The sequence below is a fragment of the Streptococcus urinalis 2285-97 genome, from assembly GCF_000188055.2.
In the GTDB taxonomy this organism is placed as follows: Bacteria; Bacillota; Bacilli; order Lactobacillales; family Streptococcaceae; genus Streptococcus; species Streptococcus urinalis.
Map to the genome: position 1 here is coordinate 550,222 of NZ_AEUZ02000001.1, position 17,974 is coordinate 568,195.

Consider the following 17,974-nt stretch of genomic DNA (forward strand, 5'->3'; position numbering starts at 1 on the left):
GTAAATAGCTTTGAAAGAGTTGAAAAATGAGATAAGCAATTGTTAAGAAGGGAATAAATGGAAGTTCCTTCTTCTTTTGTATCCCAAAATAAACTAACCCTAAAAAAGAAGCAATTTGAATCGGCCATAATAATACATTGAGTGAATGATTGAAAGAAAAAAGTGATAAAAATAAGAAGTCACCACTGCCAATATGGAGTGATTTTAGGTGACATAATAATCCTAAGAGAAGTAAAATGATATTGAGGCTATTTATAGGATATAGAAATGCCAAAATTAAATATGCTATTAGCCACAAAGAAATAGGATAGGAATGGTATTTAATATCAAAAATACTTAGAAGAAAACCATAGAATAAAAGCAACTCTTTTGCAAGTGGAAATAAACCAGAACAAAAATGAAGAAAGCAGAATAATAAAGCAAATGATATGATTTTTAGGGACTTAAGATAATAAAAATAATTAACGAAAGACTTCATAACTATTTATTCGTAATAAGAGATTAAAAACTTGAAATTATGATTTTAAAAGAGTAAAATAAAATTAAATAATAAGAATGATTCTAATTAAGAATATTTTATTATGACGTTTTAAGGTTGAAAGGAGATAAAAAATGACAGATACATTAGTTGAAAGCATTTATGCAACAATTACACATAAACTTCCCAAAAAATCAAATAGTTCAAATGAAAAAACAAAAGCAGTATTAAATCAAGCTGTTGCTGATTTATCAAAAGCCGCTTCAATTGTCCATCAAACACATTGGTATATGCGAGGACCTGGTTTCTTATACTTACATCCACAAATGGATGACTATATGGATTCCTTAAATGAACATTTGGACGTTATAAGTGAACGTTTAATTACCATTGGAGGTCAACCTTATTCTACTTTGAAAGAATTTGATGAACAATCTAAATTGAAAGAAGAAAAAGGTAGTTATGACGTTTCAATGTCTGATCGTTTAACAAAATTAGTTGAAGTATATCGCTACCTTTCAAGTCTTTACCAAGTTGGTTTAGATGTGACTGCTGAAGAAAATGATGATGTTACTAACGATATCTTTGTTGCAGCAAAAACAGAAGCAGACAAAACAGTGTGGATGTTGCAAGGAGAATTAGGAAATTCATCAGAACTTAATTAATAAAAAAAGACTAACAATTGTTAGTCTTTTTTTATGGAAACCGATTGCACAGATTTCTTGAAAATTAAATGGTTTTCTGATAAAATCTTTTTATATGAAAACACTATTTGATGTTCAACAATTATTAAAAAACTTCGGTATTTTTGTATATATAGGAAAGCGACTTTATGATATTGAAGTTATGAAAATTGAGTTAAAAAAATTATATGATAATGAGCTTATTTCGAAGGATGATTATTTAAAAGCAGAATTAATTTTAAGACAAGAACATCGTATAGAATTGGAAAAAGAAGGACGTAGTCATGGCTAAAAAATTACTTGGAATCGATTTAGGTGGAACAACTGTTAAATTTGGAATTTTAACTCAAGAGGGTGAAGTACAAGAAAAATGGGCTATCGAAACCAATATCCTTGAAAATGGGAAACACATTGTTCCAGATATCATTGCTTCCATTAAACATCGTTTAGAACTTTATGGTCTTTCTAAAGAAGATTTTATTGGAATGGGAATGGGATCTCCTGGAGCTGTAGACCGTGAAAAAAATACGGTAACGGGTGCATTTAATTTAAACTGGAAAGACACACAAGAAGTAGGCTCCCTTATCGAAAAAGAACTGGGTATTCCATTTGCTATTGATAATGACGCTAATGTGGCAGCACTCGGTGAGAGATGGGTCGGTGCTGGTGAAAATAATCCAGATGTTGTCTTTATGACATTAGGTACAGGTGTTGGTGGCGGTATTATCGCTGATGGAAACCTTATTCATGGTTTTGGTGGTGCAGCTGGTGAAATTGGGCACATGATTGTTGAGCCTGAAAATGGTTTTGCGTGTACTTGTGGAAATAATGGCTGTTTAGAAACTGTCGCCTCAGCAACAGGTGTCGTCAAGGTTGCTAGACTCTTAGCTGAAGAATATGAAGGAAACTCACATATAAAGGCAGCAATTGATAATGGTGAATCTGTAACAAGTAAAGATATCTTTGTTGCTGCAGAATCAGGTGATCAATTTGCAGACTCTGTCGTTGAAAAAGTAGGAAACTATTTAGGTTTGGCATCTGCAAATATTTCAAATATTTTAAATCCAGATTCAGTTGTTGTTGGTGGTGGTGTGTCAGCCGCGGGTGAATTTTTAAGAGAGCGTATTGAAAAGTACTTTATGACTTATACATTTCCACAAGTTAGAAAAACGACTAAAATTAAAATTGCTGAGTTAGGAAATGATGCAGGTATTATTGGTGCTGCAAGCTTAGCTTCGCAATTTGCTAGATAAGAAGGTGTAACAATGTCAGTTGGAGTTATTATTTTATGGATTATCTTACTTGGTATAATTGCTTATTTTGCTTGGAATTATTATTCTTTGAGAAAAACAGCAAACTTTATTGATAATGATGAATTTAAACATTTAGCAAAATCTGGACAAGTCATTGATGTTAGAGAACCTAGTTCTTTCCAAAATAAACACATTCTAGGTGCTAGAAACTTTCCACCTGCACAATTCAAAGCATCACTAACGGCTTTGCGAAAGGATAAACCAGTACTTCTTTATGATAATCTTAGAGGTCAAAATATTGCGAGATCAATCAGAATCTTAAAAAAAGAAGGCTTTAAGTCTATTTACGTTTTACAAGATGGCTTAGATCATTGGAATGGTAAAATCAAAGAAAAATAAGAGACATACCTAAGTCTCTTTTTTTATATTGAGAGTTTGTAAATAGCTGAAAACATTTACAATGTGTGAAATTCTGATTTTTAATCTTTTTTGTGATATACTTGTTTAGTTAAAATATAATATTATAGAGGAAATCATGACTAATTTAAGAGAAGATATCCGTAACGTCGCTATCATTGCCCACGTTGACCACGGAAAAACAACACTCGTTGATGAGTTATTAAAACAATCACACACACTTGATGAACGCAAAGAGCTTCAAGAAAGAGCGATGGATTCAAATGACCTTGAAAAAGAACGCGGAATTACAATCCTAGCAAAAAACACTGCTGTTGCCTATAATGATGTACGTATCAATATTATGGATACACCAGGTCACGCGGACTTTGGTGGAGAAGTTGAACGTATCATGAAAATGGTAGATGGGGTTGTTTTAGTTGTTGATGCTTATGAAGGTACAATGCCACAAACTCGTTTTGTGTTGAAAAAAGCGCTAGAACAAAATTTAACTCCAATTGTTGTTGTTAACAAAATTGATAAGCCATCTGCACGTCCACAAGAAGTTGTTGATGAAGTTCTAGAGCTATTCATTGAGTTAGGTGCAGATGATGATCAACTAGAATTTCCGGTTGTTTACGCGTCAGCTATTAACGGAACTTCTTCATTATCAGATGATCCTGCTGATCAAGAAAAAACAATGGCGCCTATTTTTGATACAATCATCGATCACATCCCAGCACCAGTAGATAATTCAGATGAACCATTACAATTCCAAGTGTCATTACTTGATTATAATGACTTTGTTGGACGTATCGGTATTGGTCGTGTATTCCGCGGTTCTGTAAAAGTTGGTGACCAAGTTACTCTTTCAAAACTAGATGGCACAACTAAAAACTTCCGTGTAACAAAATTATTTGGTTTCTTTGGATTAGAACGTCGTGAAATCCAAGAAGCAAAAGCTGGAGATTTGATTGCTGTTTCAGGAATGGAAGATATCTTCGTCGGTGAAACAGTGACACCTACTGATGCGATTGAGCCATTACCAATTTTACGAATTGATGAACCAACACTTCAAATGACATTCTTAGCAAATAACTCACCTTTTGCTGGACGTGAAGGAAAACATGTGACTTCTCGTAAGGTTGAAGAAAGACTACTTGCTGAGTTACAAACTGACGTTTCTTTACGTGTTGATCCTACTGATTCTCCTGATAAATGGATTGTTTCAGGACGTGGTGAACTTCATTTATCTATTCTAATTGAAACAATGCGTCGTGAAGGATATGAACTTCAAGTATCAAAACCAGAAGTAATTATCAAAGAAGTTGATGGTGTTAAATGTGAACCTTTTGAACGTGTTCAAATTGATACTCCAGAAGAATATCAAGGGTCAATAATCCAAGCACTTTCTGAACGTAAAGGTGATATGTTGGATATGCAAATGGTAGGAAATGGCCAAACACGTTTAATCTTTATGGTACCTGCGCGTGGATTAATTGGATTCTCAACTGAATTTTTATCAATGACTCGTGGATATGGTATTATGAATCATACCTTTGACCAATACATGCCATATGTAAATGCTGAAATTGGTGGTCGTCATCGTGGAGCGCTTGTATCCATCGATACAGGTAAAGCTACGACTTATTCAATCATGCGTATTGAAGAACGTGGAACTATCTTTGTAAATCCAGGGACAGAAGTTTATGAAGGCATGATTGTTGGTGAAAATGCACGTGAAAATGATTTAGGAGTAAATATTACAACTGCTAAACAAATGACCAACGTTCGTTCTGCAACTAAAGACCAAACTGCTGTTATCAAAACACCACGTATCTTAACACTTGAAGAATCTATAGAGTTTCTTGACTACGACGAATATATGGAAATCACACCAGAATCAATTCGTTTACGTAAACAAATTCTAAATAAAGCTGAACGTGAAAAAGCACGTAAGAAGAAAAAATCGGCAGAATAAGATAAGCTGAGGAAGTGCTATGTTTTATCTCATTATAGCTATATTAATAGTGTCTTATTACTTTTTTTTGGCTCCTAAAACAGTTAGAAACACTTTAAATATGATTGGATTAGTAGCAATAGTTGCATTACTTATTGTACTTGCTGGGATGAGTTTTATTAAGCTAATTCAATCACCTCCAGAATTATTCATTGGTTTAGCAATGATTGTACTAACTTATTTTGCTATCAAGGATATTTTAACCTTATCTGATAAAGACGAAAAATAAAGTAGACTTTAGTCTACTTTATTTTTAATGTGATATGATTGGCAATTGAAGATTCATGGAACTTAGATTAATATTTTCAAAATCTTGAAAAAGACCATAAATAAGGGTAGAATAGTTTAGGAACACGCAATGATAGGTGGCAATATGAAAACAATTAATACATTTGAAAATAAAAAAGTCTTAGTTTTAGGGCTAGCAAAATCTGGTCAAGCAGCAGCGCAACTGTTAGCAAAATTAGGAGCCATTGTTACGGTTAATGATGGAAAACCTTTTGAAGAAAATCCAACAGCACAAGCATTATTAGCAGAAGGTATTAAAGTTATCTGTGGCTCCCATCCAGTTGAGTTATTGGATGAAGATTTTGAACTAATGGTGAAAAATCCAGGAATTCCTTATAATAATGTTATGATAAAAAAAGCTATTGAAAAAGGTATTCCAGTCATTACTGAGGTGGAGTTGGCTTATTTAATCTCTGAATCTCCAATTATTGGAATAACAGGATCAAACGGGAAAACAACTGTAACAACTATGATTTCAACTGTCTTAAATGCAGGTGGGCAATCAGCTCTTTTGGCAGGTAATATTGGCTTTCCAGCCTCACAAGTGGCACAAACGTCAACCCAAAATGATACTTTGGTAATGGAACTTTCTTCCTTCCAATTAATGGGTGTATCACAATTTCATCCTCATATTGCAGTTATAACTAATTTAATGCCAACTCATATTGATTATCATGGTTCTTTTGAAGAATATGTCAAAGCAAAATGGCATATTCAAGATAAAATGACCGAAACTGATTACATTGTTTTGAATGCTGGACAAACTATTTCTCATCAATTAGCCGAAAAAACCAAAGCACAAGTTCTTTACTTTTCATTAAACGAAAAAGTAAATGGTGCATACTTATATGATGGAAAACTTTTCTATCAAGATGACTATATCATGGATGCCAATCAAATTGGAGTACCTGGAAGTCATAATATAGAAAATGCTTTGGCAACCATTATTGTCGCAAAACTTCGTGGTATTGAAAATTCTTATATTAAAGAAGCCCTCATGACTTTTAGTGGGGTTAAACATCGTCTTCAATCACTAGGTCAAATTGAAGGTGTTTCTTTCTATAATGATAGTAAGTCGACTAATATATTGGCTACTCAAAAAGCACTTTCTGGTTTTAACAGTAAAAACCTAATCTTAATTGCAGGTGGACTTGATAGGGGAAATGAATTTGATGAATTAGTCGATGATATCAAAGGTATTAAGTTAATGGTTATCATAGGTCAATCAGCACCTAAAATGATTAAAGCAGCTGAAAAAGCACAGGTTAATTGGATTGAAGCTGAAGATGTAAAAGCTGCCACTTTGAAAGCATATCAACAAGCACAAGAAGGTGATACTATTCTTTTAAGTCCTGCCAATGCAAGTTGGGATATGTACAAAAATTTTGAAGTTCGTGGTGATGAGTTTATTGAAACCTTCGAAAATTTAAAGTAAAAGAAAGGTAAAGAAGTCTAGTATCGATTTTTAGTATTGCAATACTAGTATTCATAAAAATAATGATGAAATCTAAAAAGATTGTCTTTACAGGCGGTGGGACAGTAGGTCATGTAACATTAAATTTAATCTTAATTCCAAAATTCATTGAAGATGGTTATGAAGTTCATTATATTGGTTCTAAAAATGGAATTGAATATCAGGAAATAAAGAAATTAAACCTTCCAATCACTTTTCATTCTATAGCTACGGGTAAATTAAGACGTTATTTTTCTTGGCAAAACCTAAAAGATATTTTTAAAGTAGCCTGGGGAATCATTCAATCTTTAGTAATTATTGCTAAATTGAGACCAAGTGCACTCTTTTCAAAAGGGGGATTTGTGTCAGTTCCTCCTGTTATTGCTGCGAAAACGTTAGGTGTCCCAGTTTTTGTACATGAATCTGACTTATCAATGGGGTTGGCTAATAAGATTGCTTATCGCTTCGCAACAAAAATGTATACCACATTTGATCAAAGTAACTCTTCTTCAAAAATGAAACATGTCGGAGCAATCACAAAAATTTCAGATGATAAGGCCGATTTTTCATTGATCGCTGATATTTTAGACTATTTCGATCCAAATTTACCAACATTATTATTTGTTGGTGGTTCAGCTGGTGCTAAAATATTCAATGACTTTGTTACCAAAAATAAAGAACAGTTAAAATCCTATAACGTTATCAATATCTCTGGAGATTCATCATTGAATGAATTAGAACATCAACTTTATCGGGTTGATTATGTGACCAAAACCTATCAATCTTTGGTAAGTAAAGCGGATGTTGTTGTGACAAGAGGAGGGTCTAATACTATCTTTGAATTGTTAGCAATGGCAAAACCACATATCATTGTTCCTTTGGGACGTGAAGCAAGTCGTGGCGATCAGATAGAAAATGCTGCTTATTTTGTTAAAAAAGGCTATGCAAAAGCAATATCTGAATCTGATTTTAACTTTGATAATCTTGATAAGAATATCAAGGATTTATTAATACATAAAAATGACTATATCAAAAACATGAAAGCAACACAGGAAATTAAGTCTCAGCAAGATTTTTATCAAATGCTTTTAGAAGATATGTCTAACCAAAAATGAGGAACTTCAAATGCCAAAAAAGAAAAATGATCCTCCTAAAGAGCAACCAGAATTAACGGAGTGGCAAAAACGTAATATAGAATTTTTACAAAAAAAGAAACAGCAAGCTGAAGAAGAAAGAGTTTTAAGAGAAAAACTTAGAATTGAGAAAAAAGCCCAATTCCAACCAGATTTAATTGAAAAAGATAATAATGAAAAATCTGAAGATGGCGAAAATGTCAAAAAAGAAAAATCTTTCAAAAAGTCTTTTGGTAAACTCAGTCTTAAATCAAAGAGAAAAAAAGAAAAGAAGCCAAAAACAAAAGAACAAAGAGCTAGGAAGCAAGCAATGCCTATTTTTCTATTAGCTTCATTAGCTATATTGATTTCTTTATTTTTAATATCACCATTTTCAAAGCAAAAAGATATAACAGTTTCAGGGAATAAAAATAGTCAAACTCAAGAGTTGATTCAGGCTTTACAAGTTAAACAAACTGATTATTTTTTCACCTTGATAACGTATAATCAACATTATATAAACAATGTTCTGAAATCTGTTCCATGGGTAAAAACTGCACGGTTAGATTATCAATTTCCGACTCATTTTAATTTGACTGTTACAGAACATCGCATCATTGCTTATACTGAAAAAAATGGTGTTTATCAACCTATTTTAGAAAATGGTAAACGCATTGATACTGTTCAAAAATCAGCACTTCCAAAGAATTACATTATTATTAATTTGGATAAGGAAAAAGACATACAAACTCTTATTAGTGCTTTAGCCAAATTTGATAAAACGTTAGCGAAAAATATTCATTCGATTTCACTTGCAAATTCAAATTCCACAGCTGATTTATTAAAAATAGAGATGCAAGATGGAAATCTCGTTCGAGTACCCCTATCAGAAATTGAGAAAAAATTACCATATTATGATAAAATAAAAAGTAAGTTAAGTGAAGATAGTATTGTTGATATGGAAGTTGGTATTTACACAACAACTGAAGCTAATGAGACAGAAACAAGTGATTCAAGTCAGACTGATGTTTCAAGTACTACTGCTGACAATTCTCAAGAACAAAGTGAAACACAAGCTAATAGTAGTGAAACGAATCAAACAGAAAATACGAACAATCAACAAATTGAACAGAATCAGTCTCAAACAACCAATCAAGAGCAAGCTGGTCAATGAAAAAAATCGTTAAGATTGTATAACAAAAAACGTAAAATGGTAACATTTTACGTTTTTTTATGTTATAATATTTTCTGAATAATTCTGTTTTATACAGTAGTTAGAATAGCAAAAGTTTGGAAAGATAGTGAGGTCGAGTGAATGGCTAGAAATGGCTTTTTTACTGGTTTGGATATAGGAACAAGCTCGATAAAAGTTTTGGTGGCAGAATTTATATCAGGTGAAATGAATGTTATCGGTGTAAGTAATGTTCCTAGTACCGGCGTAAAAGATGGAATAATTATTGATATTGAAGCAGCAGCTGCTGCAATTAAAAAAGCAGTAGAGCAGGCTGAAGAAAAAGCCGGAATGACTATAGAAAAAATCAATGTAGGTCTTCCAGCAAATTTACTTCAAATTGAACCAACTCAAGGGATGATTCCTGTTCCGAGTGAATCAAAAGAAATAAAAGATGAAGATGTTGAAAGTGTTGTTAAGTCAGCTCTTACAAAAAGCATCACTCCTGAACGTGAAGTCATTTCTTTAGTTCCTGAAGAATTCATTGTTGATGGTTTCCAAGGTATCAGAGATCCAAGAGGAATGATGGGAATTCGTCTTGAGATGCGTGGTTTGATTTACACTGGACCAACAACAATTTTGCATAATCTTAGAAAAACTGTTGAGCGTGCAGGAATTCAAGTCGAAAATATTATTATTTCACCACTAGCGATGGCTAAATCAGTTCTAAATGAAGGTGAAAGAGAGTTTGGTGCTACTGTTATTGACATGGGTGGTGGACAAACAACTGTTGCTTCAATGAGAGCACAAGAGTTACAATATACCAACATTTATGCTGAAGGTGGCGAATATATTACAAAAGATATTTCAAAAGTACTAAAAACGTCACATCAAATTGCAGAAGCACTTAAATTTAATTTTGGACAATCAAATGTTCAAGAAGCTAGCTTGACTGAAACTGTCAAAGTTGATGTTGTGGGAAGTGATAAACCAGTAGATGTAACTGAACGTTACTTAGCTGAAATTATTTCTGCAAGAATTAAACATATATTAGATCGTGTTAAACAAGATTTAGAACGCGGCAGACTTCTTGATTTACCAGGCGGTATAATTCTAATTGGCGGTGGTGCTATTATGCCTGGCGCGGTTGATGTCGCTGAAGAAATCTTTGGAGTGACTGTTAAATTACATGTTCCAAATCAAGTTGGTATCCGAAACCCAATGTTTGCAAATGTTATTAGTTTGGTAGAGTATGTTGGGACGATGTCTGAAGTTGATGTGATTTCACAAAATGCGGTTTCTGGTGAAGAATTACTTCGTCGTAAACCAATTGATTTTACTGAAGAAGAACGTTTTGGTATTCCAGTTTACAATGAACAACCCGTTGAAAATAGAGTACCAGTTCAACCACAGAATCAATCTGCACCTCAACCTCGATATTCGGATGAAAAGCCAAGTGAACCTAAACCAGGTCTTGGTGATCGTGTTCGTGGTATTTTTGGAAGTATGTTTGATTAATAGTTATAAAGTGAGGAATTAAAATGGCATTTACATTTGATGCAGCATCAGTACAAGGTGCAATTATTAAAGTTATCGGTGTCGGTGGCGGTGGCGGAAACGCTATTAACCGTATGATTGACGAAGGACTTGCTGGAGTTGAATTTATTGCAGCAAATACGGATATTCAAGCGTTAAGCTCTTCTAAAGCTGAAACAGTAATTCAACTTGGCCCAAAACTTACTCGTGGTTTAGGTGCTGGAGGGCAACCCGAAGTTGGTCGTAAAGCAGCCGAAGAAAGTGAAGAAGTATTAACAGAAGCTCTAACTGGTGCTGATATGGTATTTATCACTGCTGGTATGGGTGGTGGTTCTGGTACTGGAGCTGCCCCTGTAATTGCTCGTATAGCAAAAAGTCTTGGTGCCTTAACAGTAGCTGTTGTTACTCGTCCATTTGGTTTTGAAGGTAATAAACGTGGGAACTTTGCTATTGAAGGAATCCAAGAACTTCGTGAACAAGTTGATACGTTACTAATTATTTCAAACAATAACCTATTAGAGATTGTAGATAAAAAGACTCCTTTATTAGAGGCATTGAGTGAAGCTGACAATGTTCTTCGTCAAGGTGTTCAAGGAATAACTGATTTAATCACTAGTCCAGGTCTAATTAATCTAGACTTTGCTGATGTGAAAACTGTTATGGCGAATAAAGGTAATGCCTTGATGGGTATTGGTATTAGTACTGGAGAAGAAAGAATTGTAGAAGCTTCAAGAAAAGCAATTTACTCACCATTACTAGAAACTACAATCGACGGTGCAGAAGATGTTATTGTTAACGTTACTGGTGGTCTTGACATGACATTGACAGAAGCTGAAGAAGCTTCCGAAATTGTTGGCCAAGCAGCTGGACAAGGTGTGAATATCTGGTTAGGTACTTCAATTGATGACACTATGAATGATGAAATACGTGTTACTGTTGTGGCAACTGGTGTTCGCAAGGATAGAGCTGATCAAGTATCTGGTTTTAATAGAACAGCGCAACGTAACGTTTCACAAACCAACGCACAACAAGCTGCTGGAGCACAGTATGCTTCTGAACAAACACAACAATCTTCCCAAGCAGGTTTCGATCGTCGTTCAAATTTTGATATGGGTGAAAAGCATGAAATGCCAAAAACACATCAACCTTCATCATCTCAAAATCAACAACAAAACTCTGCATTTGGTAACTGGGATTTAAGACGTGATAATATTGCGAAACCAACTGAAAGTGAATTAGATAATCAATTATCTATGTCCACATTCCAAGGTGATGAAGATTTAGACGATGAGTTGGAAACACCACCATTCTTTAAAAACCGCTAATGATGGATTTACAAGAAAATAAAAATCTCGTTTTTGAAAATGTTAAAAAGGCTGCTCGTTCGGTCAATCGTTTGGACAGTGACATTAATATTGTTGCTGTTACAAAAACGGTTGATAGTGAAACTGCAGCTTTACTTATAGATACTGGAGTTCAGCATATTGCTGAAAATAGAGTTGATAAGTTTTTAGATAAATACCAAGCTTTACATAAAAGACCGGTAAAATGGCATCTTATTGGAACTCTTCAAAGAAGAAAAGTTAAAGATGTTATCAATTTTGTTGATTATTTTCATGCTTTGGATTCAGTAAAGTTAGCTGCTGAAATTCAAAAAAGAGCTGAGAAACCTATCAATTGTTTTTTGCAGGTTAATATTTCAGAAGAAGAATCTAAACATGGTTTTAAGATTGATGAAGTTGAAGATGCATTAGATCAAATGACAGCTTTTGATAAAGTTATTATTACTGGATTAATGACAATGGCACCTTTAGATGCGACTTCTGAGGAAATTAATGCTATATTTAATAAAACGAATCTATTAAGACAACGTTTAGAAAATCAAAAACGTCTACACATGCCACTAAAAAACTTAAGTATGGGAATGAGTAATGATTATCAAATCGCTATTCAAAATGGCTCTACTTTTGTTAGAATTGGTACATCATTCTTTAAGTAAATGGAGAAGAAACTATGGGAATTAGAGATAGTTTTGATAAAATAATTTCATACTTTGATACTGAAGATATCAGTGACGTGGAAGAAACAAAAGAATCAACTGAGAGTGCTCAAGATGCTTATCAAAGAAGGACACAACAGACAGGACAAGAGTCGAAAAGACAAGAACCTAGACAACAGCAATCTGTACGTCAAAGTCAAGAAAGACCTAATCAACAAACGACTCCTCAAAAGCCAGTACAACAGCAACAACGTACTCAAAGATCTGAAAGCTATTCTTCTGCTCAAGTGAGTCAAGTGAATACACCCTCTAGTAGATACCAACAACAAACAAAACGCGAACAAGTTCAATCAGTTAATCATGAAAAGACAACTATAGCAATTAAATATCCTCGTAAATATGAAGATGCTCAAGAGATTGTTGACTTATTAATTGAAAATGAGTGTGTTCTTATTGATTTTCAATACATGCTGGATGCTCAAGCAAGACGATGTCTTGACTTTATTGATGGAGCAAGTAAAGTTTTGTATGGTAAACTTCAAAAGGTTGGAACTTCTATGTTTTTATTGACACCGTCTAATGTTTACGTTGATATTGAAGACATGAATATCCCACATAATGGTCAAGAAGTAAGTTTTGACTTTGATATGAAGAGACGTTAATTTATGGGAATTTTTATTATTATTGTTATTCTAAAAGTAATAAGATTTTACTCTTACTTACTATTCGCATATGCATTACTTTCATGGTTTCCTGGAGCTTCACAATCTACAATTGGGAGACTAATAGGAGAGTTAACAGAACCTATTATTAAGCCATTTCGAAGATTTAATTTACAAATTGGTGGTTTAGATTTTACCATTTTTGCTGTTATGATTGCCTTAAATCTTTTGAGTGAAGTATTGATTAGACTATTTTCATAAAAATGAAGCAAGAAACTGTATATCAGCATTATCATCCTGATGAGAGATTTCTAATTGATAGATATCTGGACATTATCAATAGAGTAGATGCGACTTATTCACTCTATGTTAGTGAATTTTTGAACCCTAGACAGGTACAGATTTTTAGTAATCTAGTGTCATCTACTGATTTGTTATTTTTTACAAGTTCAAGAATTATAGATTCTGAATACATTAAAGTTATTATTGCCCCTCAGTATTATCAATTAGAAAATAAAGATTTTAATTTGGCCTTAATTGAGATTAGCTATAATGCTAAATTTAATCATTTAAAACATGGTCAAATATTAGGGACATTAATTAACGAACTTGGAATTAAGCGTGAAAAAATAGGCGATATTTATGTTCATGATGGATTTGCACAAGTTTTGGTAGATTGTTCGATTGTTGCTTTACTAAAGCAATCCATAACTAGGATTGCTAGAGCTAAGGTTTCAGTTAAAGAAATTTCATATAATCAATTTGTTAGACCGGAAATAGCAAATCAAACCATTGAACTCTTGCTTTCTAGCATGAGATTAGATAAAATAGTGGCAAGTACTTTTAAACTTTCTAGAAATCAAGCCATTTCATTAATTGAATCTGACAGAGTAAAAGTCAATTATCGTCCAAAAAATAAAATTTCTGAACAACTAACTATTGACGATTTAATTAGTGTCAGAGGTTTTGGACGTATTTACCTAAAAGAAGATCATGGACTTTCGAAAAGTGGTAAACATAAAGTAGTTGTTGAAAAAACGGCGCATAAATAAGGAGATATCATGGCACTTACTGCACTTGAAATTAAAGACAAAACGTTTAAAACAAAACTTAGAGGTTACAGTGAAGAAGAAGTAAATGAATTTCTTGACATTGTAGTTGATGATTATGAAGCACTTGTTAGACAAAATAGAGAACAAGAAGCTCGAATTCGTGATTTAGAAGAAAAATTATCTTATTTCGATGAGATGAAAGAATCACTTAGCCAATCTGTTATTCTTGCACAAGAAACAGCAGAAAAGGTTAAAGCCTCAGCAAATACTGAAGCTTCTAATCTTGTCAGCAAAGCAAATTATGATGCTCAATTACTTTTGGATGAATCTAAATCAAAAGCAAATCAAATATTAAGAGATGCTACAGATGAAGCAAAACGTGTTGCAATTGATACTGAAGAATTGAAACGTAAAACAAGAGTTTTCCATCAACGTCTTATTTCAGCAGTTGAATCACAATTAAGTTTAGCCAATTCACCAGAATGGTCAGAGTTATTACAACCAACTGCTGTTTATTTGCAAAATTCAGATTCTGTATTTAGAGAAGTTGTTGAAAAAGTTTTAGATGAAGAAGTTCCAGAAAGTTCAGATTCTGCATCATTTGATGCAACGCGTCAATTTTCACCAGAAGAAATGGAAGAGCTACAAAGACGTGTTGAAGAAAGCAATAAACAATTAGAAGCAGAACAAGCTAAACATGAAGAATCAACTTCAGCTGAAGTTGAACATTCTGAAATTAATCTTAATGAAACACAAACATTTAAATTAAATATTGAAGACTAAGAAAAACAAGATTCTATTACTCAAATTTACAGCAAGTGAGTGTTGATGAGAGACTTACAATCCCTGGGTAAATGAATTATCATTTTCTGTTATTCTAACTGAACAGAGTAAGTTAGGAGGGATGCTCACCTTACGAGCACTGAGGGAATAGTCAATGACTATTCTGAATTAAGGTGGTACCACGAGCATTCGTCCTTTTGTGACGGGTGTTTTTTATTTTGATAAGGAGAAATTATTTCATGAAATTGAAGGAAACGTTAAACCTTGGGAAAACAGCTTTTCCAATGCGAGCTGGACTTCCAAACAAAGAACCAATTTGGCAAACGGAATGGGAACAAGCTGAAATTTATAAAAAAAGACAAGCTTTAAATGAAGGTAAACCATCATTTAATTTACACGATGGCCCTCCATATGCTAATGGTAATATTCACGTTGGTCATGCTTTAAATAAGATTTCTAAAGATATTATTGTTCGTTCAAAATCAATGTCTGGTTACAATGCTCCTTATATTCCTGGTTGGGATACACATGGATTACCAATCGAACAAGTTCTTGCTAAAAAAGGTGTAAAACGCAAAGAAATTGATTTAGTTGAATATTTAGCAATGTGTAAAGAATATGCTTTAAGTCAAGTTGATAAGCAACGTGATGATTTTAAACGATTGGGTGTTTCAGCTGATTGGGAAAATCCTTATATTACTTTAAAACCTGAATACGAAGCTGAACAAATCCGTGTCTTTGGTGCAATGGCGGACAAAGGGTATATCTACCGTGGTGCAAAACCTGTTTATTGGTCTTGGTCATCAGAGTCTGCTCTTGCTGAGGCAGAAATCGAATACCATGATATTGATTCAACATCTCTTTATTATGCTAACAAAGTTAAAGATGGCAAAGGTATTTTGACAAATAACACATATATTGTTGTTTGGACAACGACTCCTTTCACAATCACAGCTTCACGTGGTTTAACCGTTGGTCCTGATATGGATTATGTTGTTGTAAAACCTGAAAATGATACACGTCAATTTTTAGTCGCTGAGGGACTTCTTGATCAATTAGTAGATAAATTTGGTTGGGAAAATGTTAGTGTTGTTGAAAAACATAAAGGTTATGAATTAGAAATGATAGTTGTTGAGCACCCATGGGATAAGAAAGTTGATGAACTCGTTATTCTTGGTGATCATGTTACTCTTGATTCTGGTACTGGTGTTGTCCACACAGCGCCAGGATTTGGTGAAGACGACTATAATGTTGGGGTAAAATACAAGCTAGAAGTTATGGTAACCGTTGATGAGCGTGGTATCATGATGGAAAATGCAGGTCCTGATTTCCAAGGTCAATTTTATGACAAAGTAACACCTTTAGTTCAAGACAAATTAGGTGACTTACTCTTAGCAAGTGAAGTTATTAATCACTCATATCCATTTGATTGGCGTACAAAAAAACCAATAATATGGCGTGCAGTACCACAATGGTTTGCATCTGTATCAGATTTTCGTCAAGATATTTTGGATGAAATTGATAAAACGATCTTTAGTCCATCTTGGGGTAAAACACGACTTTATAATATGATTCGTGACCGTGGTGACTGGGTAATTTCGCGTCAACGTGCTTGGGGAGTTCCGCTACCAATTTTTTATGCTGAAGATGGAACACCAATTATGACTAAAGAAGTAACTGACCATATTGCTGACTTATTTGAAGAAAATGGTTCTATTATTTGGTGGCAAAAAGAAGCTAAAGACTTATTGCCAGAAGGCTTTACACATCCAGGTTCTCCAAATGGACAATTTACAAAAGAAACTGATATTATGGATGTTTGGTTTGACTCAGGTTCATCATGGAATGGTGTCATGAATGCTCGAGAAGGTCTTGAATATCCTGCAGATTTATATTTGGAAGGATCTGATCAATACCGTGGCTGGTTCAACTCATCATTGATTACATCAGTCGCAGTAAATGGACATGCACCATATAAACAAGTATTGTCACAAGGTTTTGTTTTAGATGGTAAAGGTGAAAAAATGTCTAAATCTTTAGGCAACACAATCTTACCTTCAGATGTTGAAAAACAATTTGGTGCTGAAATTCTTCGACTTTGGGTAACAAGTGTTGATTCAAGTAATGATGTTCGTATTTCTATGGATATCTTGAAACAAACTTCTGAAACTTATCGTAAAATCAGAAATACACTTCGTTTCTTGATTGCAAATACTTCAGACTTTGTTCCTGCTGAACATACGGTTTCTTATGAAGATTTACGTCCAGTTGATAAATACATGACAATTAAATTTAATCGTCTTGTGAATACAATTAACAAAGCTTATGAGTCATTTGATTTTATGGCTATTTATAAAGCTGTCGTTAACTTTATCACGATTGATTTATCAGCCTTTTACTTAGATTTTGCAAAAGATGTTGTTTATATTGAAGCAGCAGACAGTCTTCCAAGACGTCAAATGCAGACAGTATTTTATGATGTTTTGGTGAATATTACTAAATTATTAACACCTATTTTACCGCATACAGCTGAAGAAATTTGGTCATATCTTGAACATGAAGAGGCCGAATATGTTCAATTAACTGAAATGCCACTAGCAAAAACATTTGATGGTCAAGATAGCATTTTAGAAGTTTGGGAAAGCTTTATGAGCTTCCGTACACAAGCTCAAAAAGCCTTAGAAGAAGCTCGTAATGCTAAAGTAATTGGTAAATCTCTAGAAGCTCATTTAACGGTATATCCGTCTGAAGAAGTTAAAACATTGTTGACTGCTTTAGATAGTGATATTGCACAACTACTAATTGTTTCACAATTAACCATTAGTGATGAACAAGCACCTGAAGGAGCTGTCACTTTTGATGATGTCGCATTTAGCGTTGAAAGAGCAGAAGGTGAAGTTTGTGAACGATCACGTCGCATTGATCCAACCGTAAAAATGCGTTCCTATAATGTTAAAGTCTCAGATCACTCCGCTGCAATCATTGAAGCTAACTTCCCTGAAGCAGTAAAAGAAGGTTTTGAAGTAGACTAAAAAAGACTGGCAATTGCCAGTTTTTTTTATAAAAAAAAAGCAAGACGTAAGAACTT

At 33.7% G+C, this 17,974-nt stretch carries 17 protein-coding genes; all 17 read left to right on the plus strand.

The window, feature by feature from the left end; genetic code table 11:
• Positions 1-612 precede the first annotated feature (612 nt).
• The 17 genes from STRUR_RS02760 (at position 613) to ileS (ending at position 17,918) form a co-directional block, all read left to right on the plus strand.
• Positions 613-1,143, plus strand: a complete 531-nt coding sequence (locus tag STRUR_RS02760) for a Dps family protein (protein WP_006738959.1) — start codon at positions 613-615, stop codon at positions 1,141-1,143.
• A 94-nt stretch (positions 1,144-1,237) separates the two neighbouring features.
• The gene (locus STRUR_RS02765; RefSeq protein ID WP_006739528.1) at positions 1,238-1,453 is read left to right on the plus strand and encodes a YqgQ family protein; all 216 of its coding nucleotides are present in this window, start codon (positions 1,238-1,240) and stop codon (positions 1,451-1,453) included.
• Positions 1,446-2,414 carry an ROK family glucokinase gene (locus tag STRUR_RS02770; RefSeq protein WP_006739891.1) on the plus strand — a complete coding sequence of 323 codons (969 nt, stop codon included), beginning with the start codon at positions 1,446-1,448 and terminating at the stop codon, positions 2,412-2,414. The genes STRUR_RS02765 and STRUR_RS02770 overlap by 8 nt, the downstream gene beginning before the upstream one ends.
• A gap of 12 nt (positions 2,415-2,426) precedes the next feature.
• Positions 2,427-2,813, plus strand: coding sequence for a rhodanese-like domain-containing protein (locus STRUR_RS02775; RefSeq protein WP_006740457.1), 387 nt, complete (start codon positions 2,427-2,429; stop codon positions 2,811-2,813).
• 136 nt (positions 2,814-2,949) lie between these two features.
• On the plus strand, positions 2,950-4,791 hold the full coding sequence (gene typA / locus STRUR_RS02780; protein WP_006739297.1) for a translational GTPase TypA: 1,842 nt from the start codon (positions 2,950-2,952) through the stop codon (positions 4,789-4,791).
• Positions 4,792-4,810: 19 nt separating this feature from the next.
• Positions 4,811-5,059: a DUF3165 family protein gene (locus STRUR_RS02785; RefSeq protein ID WP_006739723.1), complete on the plus strand. Its 249-nt coding sequence runs from the start codon at positions 4,811-4,813 to the stop codon at positions 5,057-5,059.
• Positions 5,060-5,203: 144 nt separating this feature from the next.
• The gene (gene murD / locus STRUR_RS02790) at positions 5,204-6,553 is read left to right on the plus strand and encodes a UDP-N-acetylmuramoyl-L-alanine--D-glutamate ligase (protein WP_006740402.1); all 1,350 of its coding nucleotides are present in this window, start codon (positions 5,204-5,206) and stop codon (positions 6,551-6,553) included.
• A gap of 62 nt (positions 6,554-6,615) precedes the next feature.
• Complete coding sequence (locus tag STRUR_RS02795; RefSeq protein WP_006738741.1) at positions 6,616-7,686, plus strand: UDP-N-acetylglucosamine--N-acetylmuramyl-(pentapeptide) pyrophosphoryl-undecaprenol N-acetylglucosamine transferase; 1,071 nt, start codon at positions 6,616-6,618, stop codon at positions 7,684-7,686.
• Positions 7,687-7,696: 10 nt separating this feature from the next.
• Positions 7,697-8,857, plus strand: a complete 1,161-nt coding sequence (locus STRUR_RS02800; RefSeq protein WP_006739574.1) for a cell division protein FtsQ/DivIB — start codon at positions 7,697-7,699, stop codon at positions 8,855-8,857.
• A gap of 141 nt (positions 8,858-8,998) precedes the next feature.
• Positions 8,999-10,372, plus strand: coding sequence for a cell division protein FtsA (gene ftsA / locus STRUR_RS02805; protein WP_006740312.1), 1,374 nt, complete (start codon positions 8,999-9,001; stop codon positions 10,370-10,372).
• Between the two features lie 23 nt (positions 10,373-10,395).
• Positions 10,396-11,715, plus strand: a complete 1,320-nt coding sequence (gene ftsZ / locus STRUR_RS02810; RefSeq protein WP_006740066.1) for a cell division protein FtsZ — start codon at positions 10,396-10,398, stop codon at positions 11,713-11,715.
• Positions 11,715-12,389 (plus strand): YggS family pyridoxal phosphate-dependent enzyme, encoded by a 675-nt coding sequence (locus STRUR_RS02815; RefSeq protein ID WP_006740675.1) that lies wholly within the window; start codon positions 11,715-11,717, stop codon positions 12,387-12,389. Before ftsZ ends, STRUR_RS02815 begins: the two co-directional genes overlap by 1 nt.
• Positions 12,390-12,403: 14 nt before the next feature.
• Positions 12,404-13,051, plus strand: a complete 648-nt coding sequence (locus STRUR_RS02820) for a cell division protein SepF (protein WP_006739086.1) — start codon at positions 12,404-12,406, stop codon at positions 13,049-13,051.
• Between the two features lie 3 nt (positions 13,052-13,054).
• Positions 13,055-13,312: a YggT family protein gene (locus tag STRUR_RS02825; RefSeq protein ID WP_006738620.1), complete on the plus strand. Its 258-nt coding sequence runs from the start codon at positions 13,055-13,057 to the stop codon at positions 13,310-13,312.
• 2 nt (positions 13,313-13,314) lie between these two features.
• Positions 13,315-14,103 carry a YlmH family RNA-binding protein gene (locus tag STRUR_RS02830; RefSeq protein ID WP_006738612.1) on the plus strand — a complete coding sequence of 263 codons (789 nt, stop codon included), beginning with the start codon at positions 13,315-13,317 and terminating at the stop codon, positions 14,101-14,103.
• Between the two features lie 9 nt (positions 14,104-14,112).
• A complete protein-coding gene (locus STRUR_RS02835) occupies positions 14,113-14,886 on the plus strand; it encodes a DivIVA domain-containing protein (RefSeq protein ID WP_006740676.1) in 774 nt (257 codons plus the stop codon).
• 239 nt (positions 14,887-15,125) lie between these two features.
• On the plus strand, positions 15,126-17,918 hold the full coding sequence (gene ileS / locus STRUR_RS02840; RefSeq protein WP_006739753.1) for an isoleucine--tRNA ligase: 2,793 nt from the start codon (positions 15,126-15,128) through the stop codon (positions 17,916-17,918).
• The last annotated feature ends 56 nt before the right edge of the window (positions 17,919-17,974 follow it).

Bases quoted from the DNA above. Each gene is read 5' to 3' on its own strand.
- STRUR_RS02795 (WP_006738741.1), top strand. From the start codon at position 6,616: ATGATGAAATCTAAAAAGATTGTCTTTACAGGCGGTGGGACAGTAGGT.
- STRUR_RS02820 (WP_006739086.1), top strand. From the start codon at position 12,404: ATGGGAATTAGAGATAGTTTTGATAAAATAATTTCATACTTTGATACT.
- murD (WP_006740402.1), top strand. From the start codon at position 5,204: ATGAAAACAATTAATACATTTGAAAATAAAAAAGTCTTAGTTTTAGGG.
- STRUR_RS02825 (WP_006738620.1), top strand. From the start codon at position 13,055: ATGGGAATTTTTATTATTATTGTTATTCTAAAAGTAATAAGATTTTAC.
- STRUR_RS02815 (WP_006740675.1), top strand. From the start codon at position 11,715: ATGATGGATTTACAAGAAAATAAAAATCTCGTTTTTGAAAATGTTAAA.
- STRUR_RS02775 (WP_006740457.1), top strand. From the start codon at position 2,427: ATGTCAGTTGGAGTTATTATTTTATGGATTATCTTACTTGGTATAATT.
- STRUR_RS02765 (WP_006739528.1), top strand. From the start codon at position 1,238: ATGAAAACACTATTTGATGTTCAACAATTATTAAAAAACTTCGGTATT.
- STRUR_RS02835 (WP_006740676.1), top strand. From the start codon at position 14,113: ATGGCACTTACTGCACTTGAAATTAAAGACAAAACGTTTAAAACAAAA.
- STRUR_RS02800 (WP_006739574.1), top strand. From the start codon at position 7,697: ATGCCAAAAAAGAAAAATGATCCTCCTAAAGAGCAACCAGAATTAACG.
- ftsA (WP_006740312.1), top strand. From the start codon at position 8,999: ATGGCTAGAAATGGCTTTTTTACTGGTTTGGATATAGGAACAAGCTCG.
- STRUR_RS02760 (WP_006738959.1), top strand. From the start codon at position 613: ATGACAGATACATTAGTTGAAAGCATTTATGCAACAATTACACATAAA.
- ileS (WP_006739753.1), top strand. From the start codon at position 15,126: ATGAAATTGAAGGAAACGTTAAACCTTGGGAAAACAGCTTTTCCAATG.
- STRUR_RS02770 (WP_006739891.1), top strand. From the start codon at position 1,446: ATGGCTAAAAAATTACTTGGAATCGATTTAGGTGGAACAACTGTTAAA.
- typA (WP_006739297.1), top strand. From the start codon at position 2,950: ATGACTAATTTAAGAGAAGATATCCGTAACGTCGCTATCATTGCCCAC.
- STRUR_RS02830 (WP_006738612.1), top strand. From the start codon at position 13,315: ATGAAGCAAGAAACTGTATATCAGCATTATCATCCTGATGAGAGATTT.
- STRUR_RS02785 (WP_006739723.1), top strand. From the start codon at position 4,811: ATGTTTTATCTCATTATAGCTATATTAATAGTGTCTTATTACTTTTTT.
- ftsZ (WP_006740066.1), top strand. From the start codon at position 10,396: ATGGCATTTACATTTGATGCAGCATCAGTACAAGGTGCAATTATTAAA.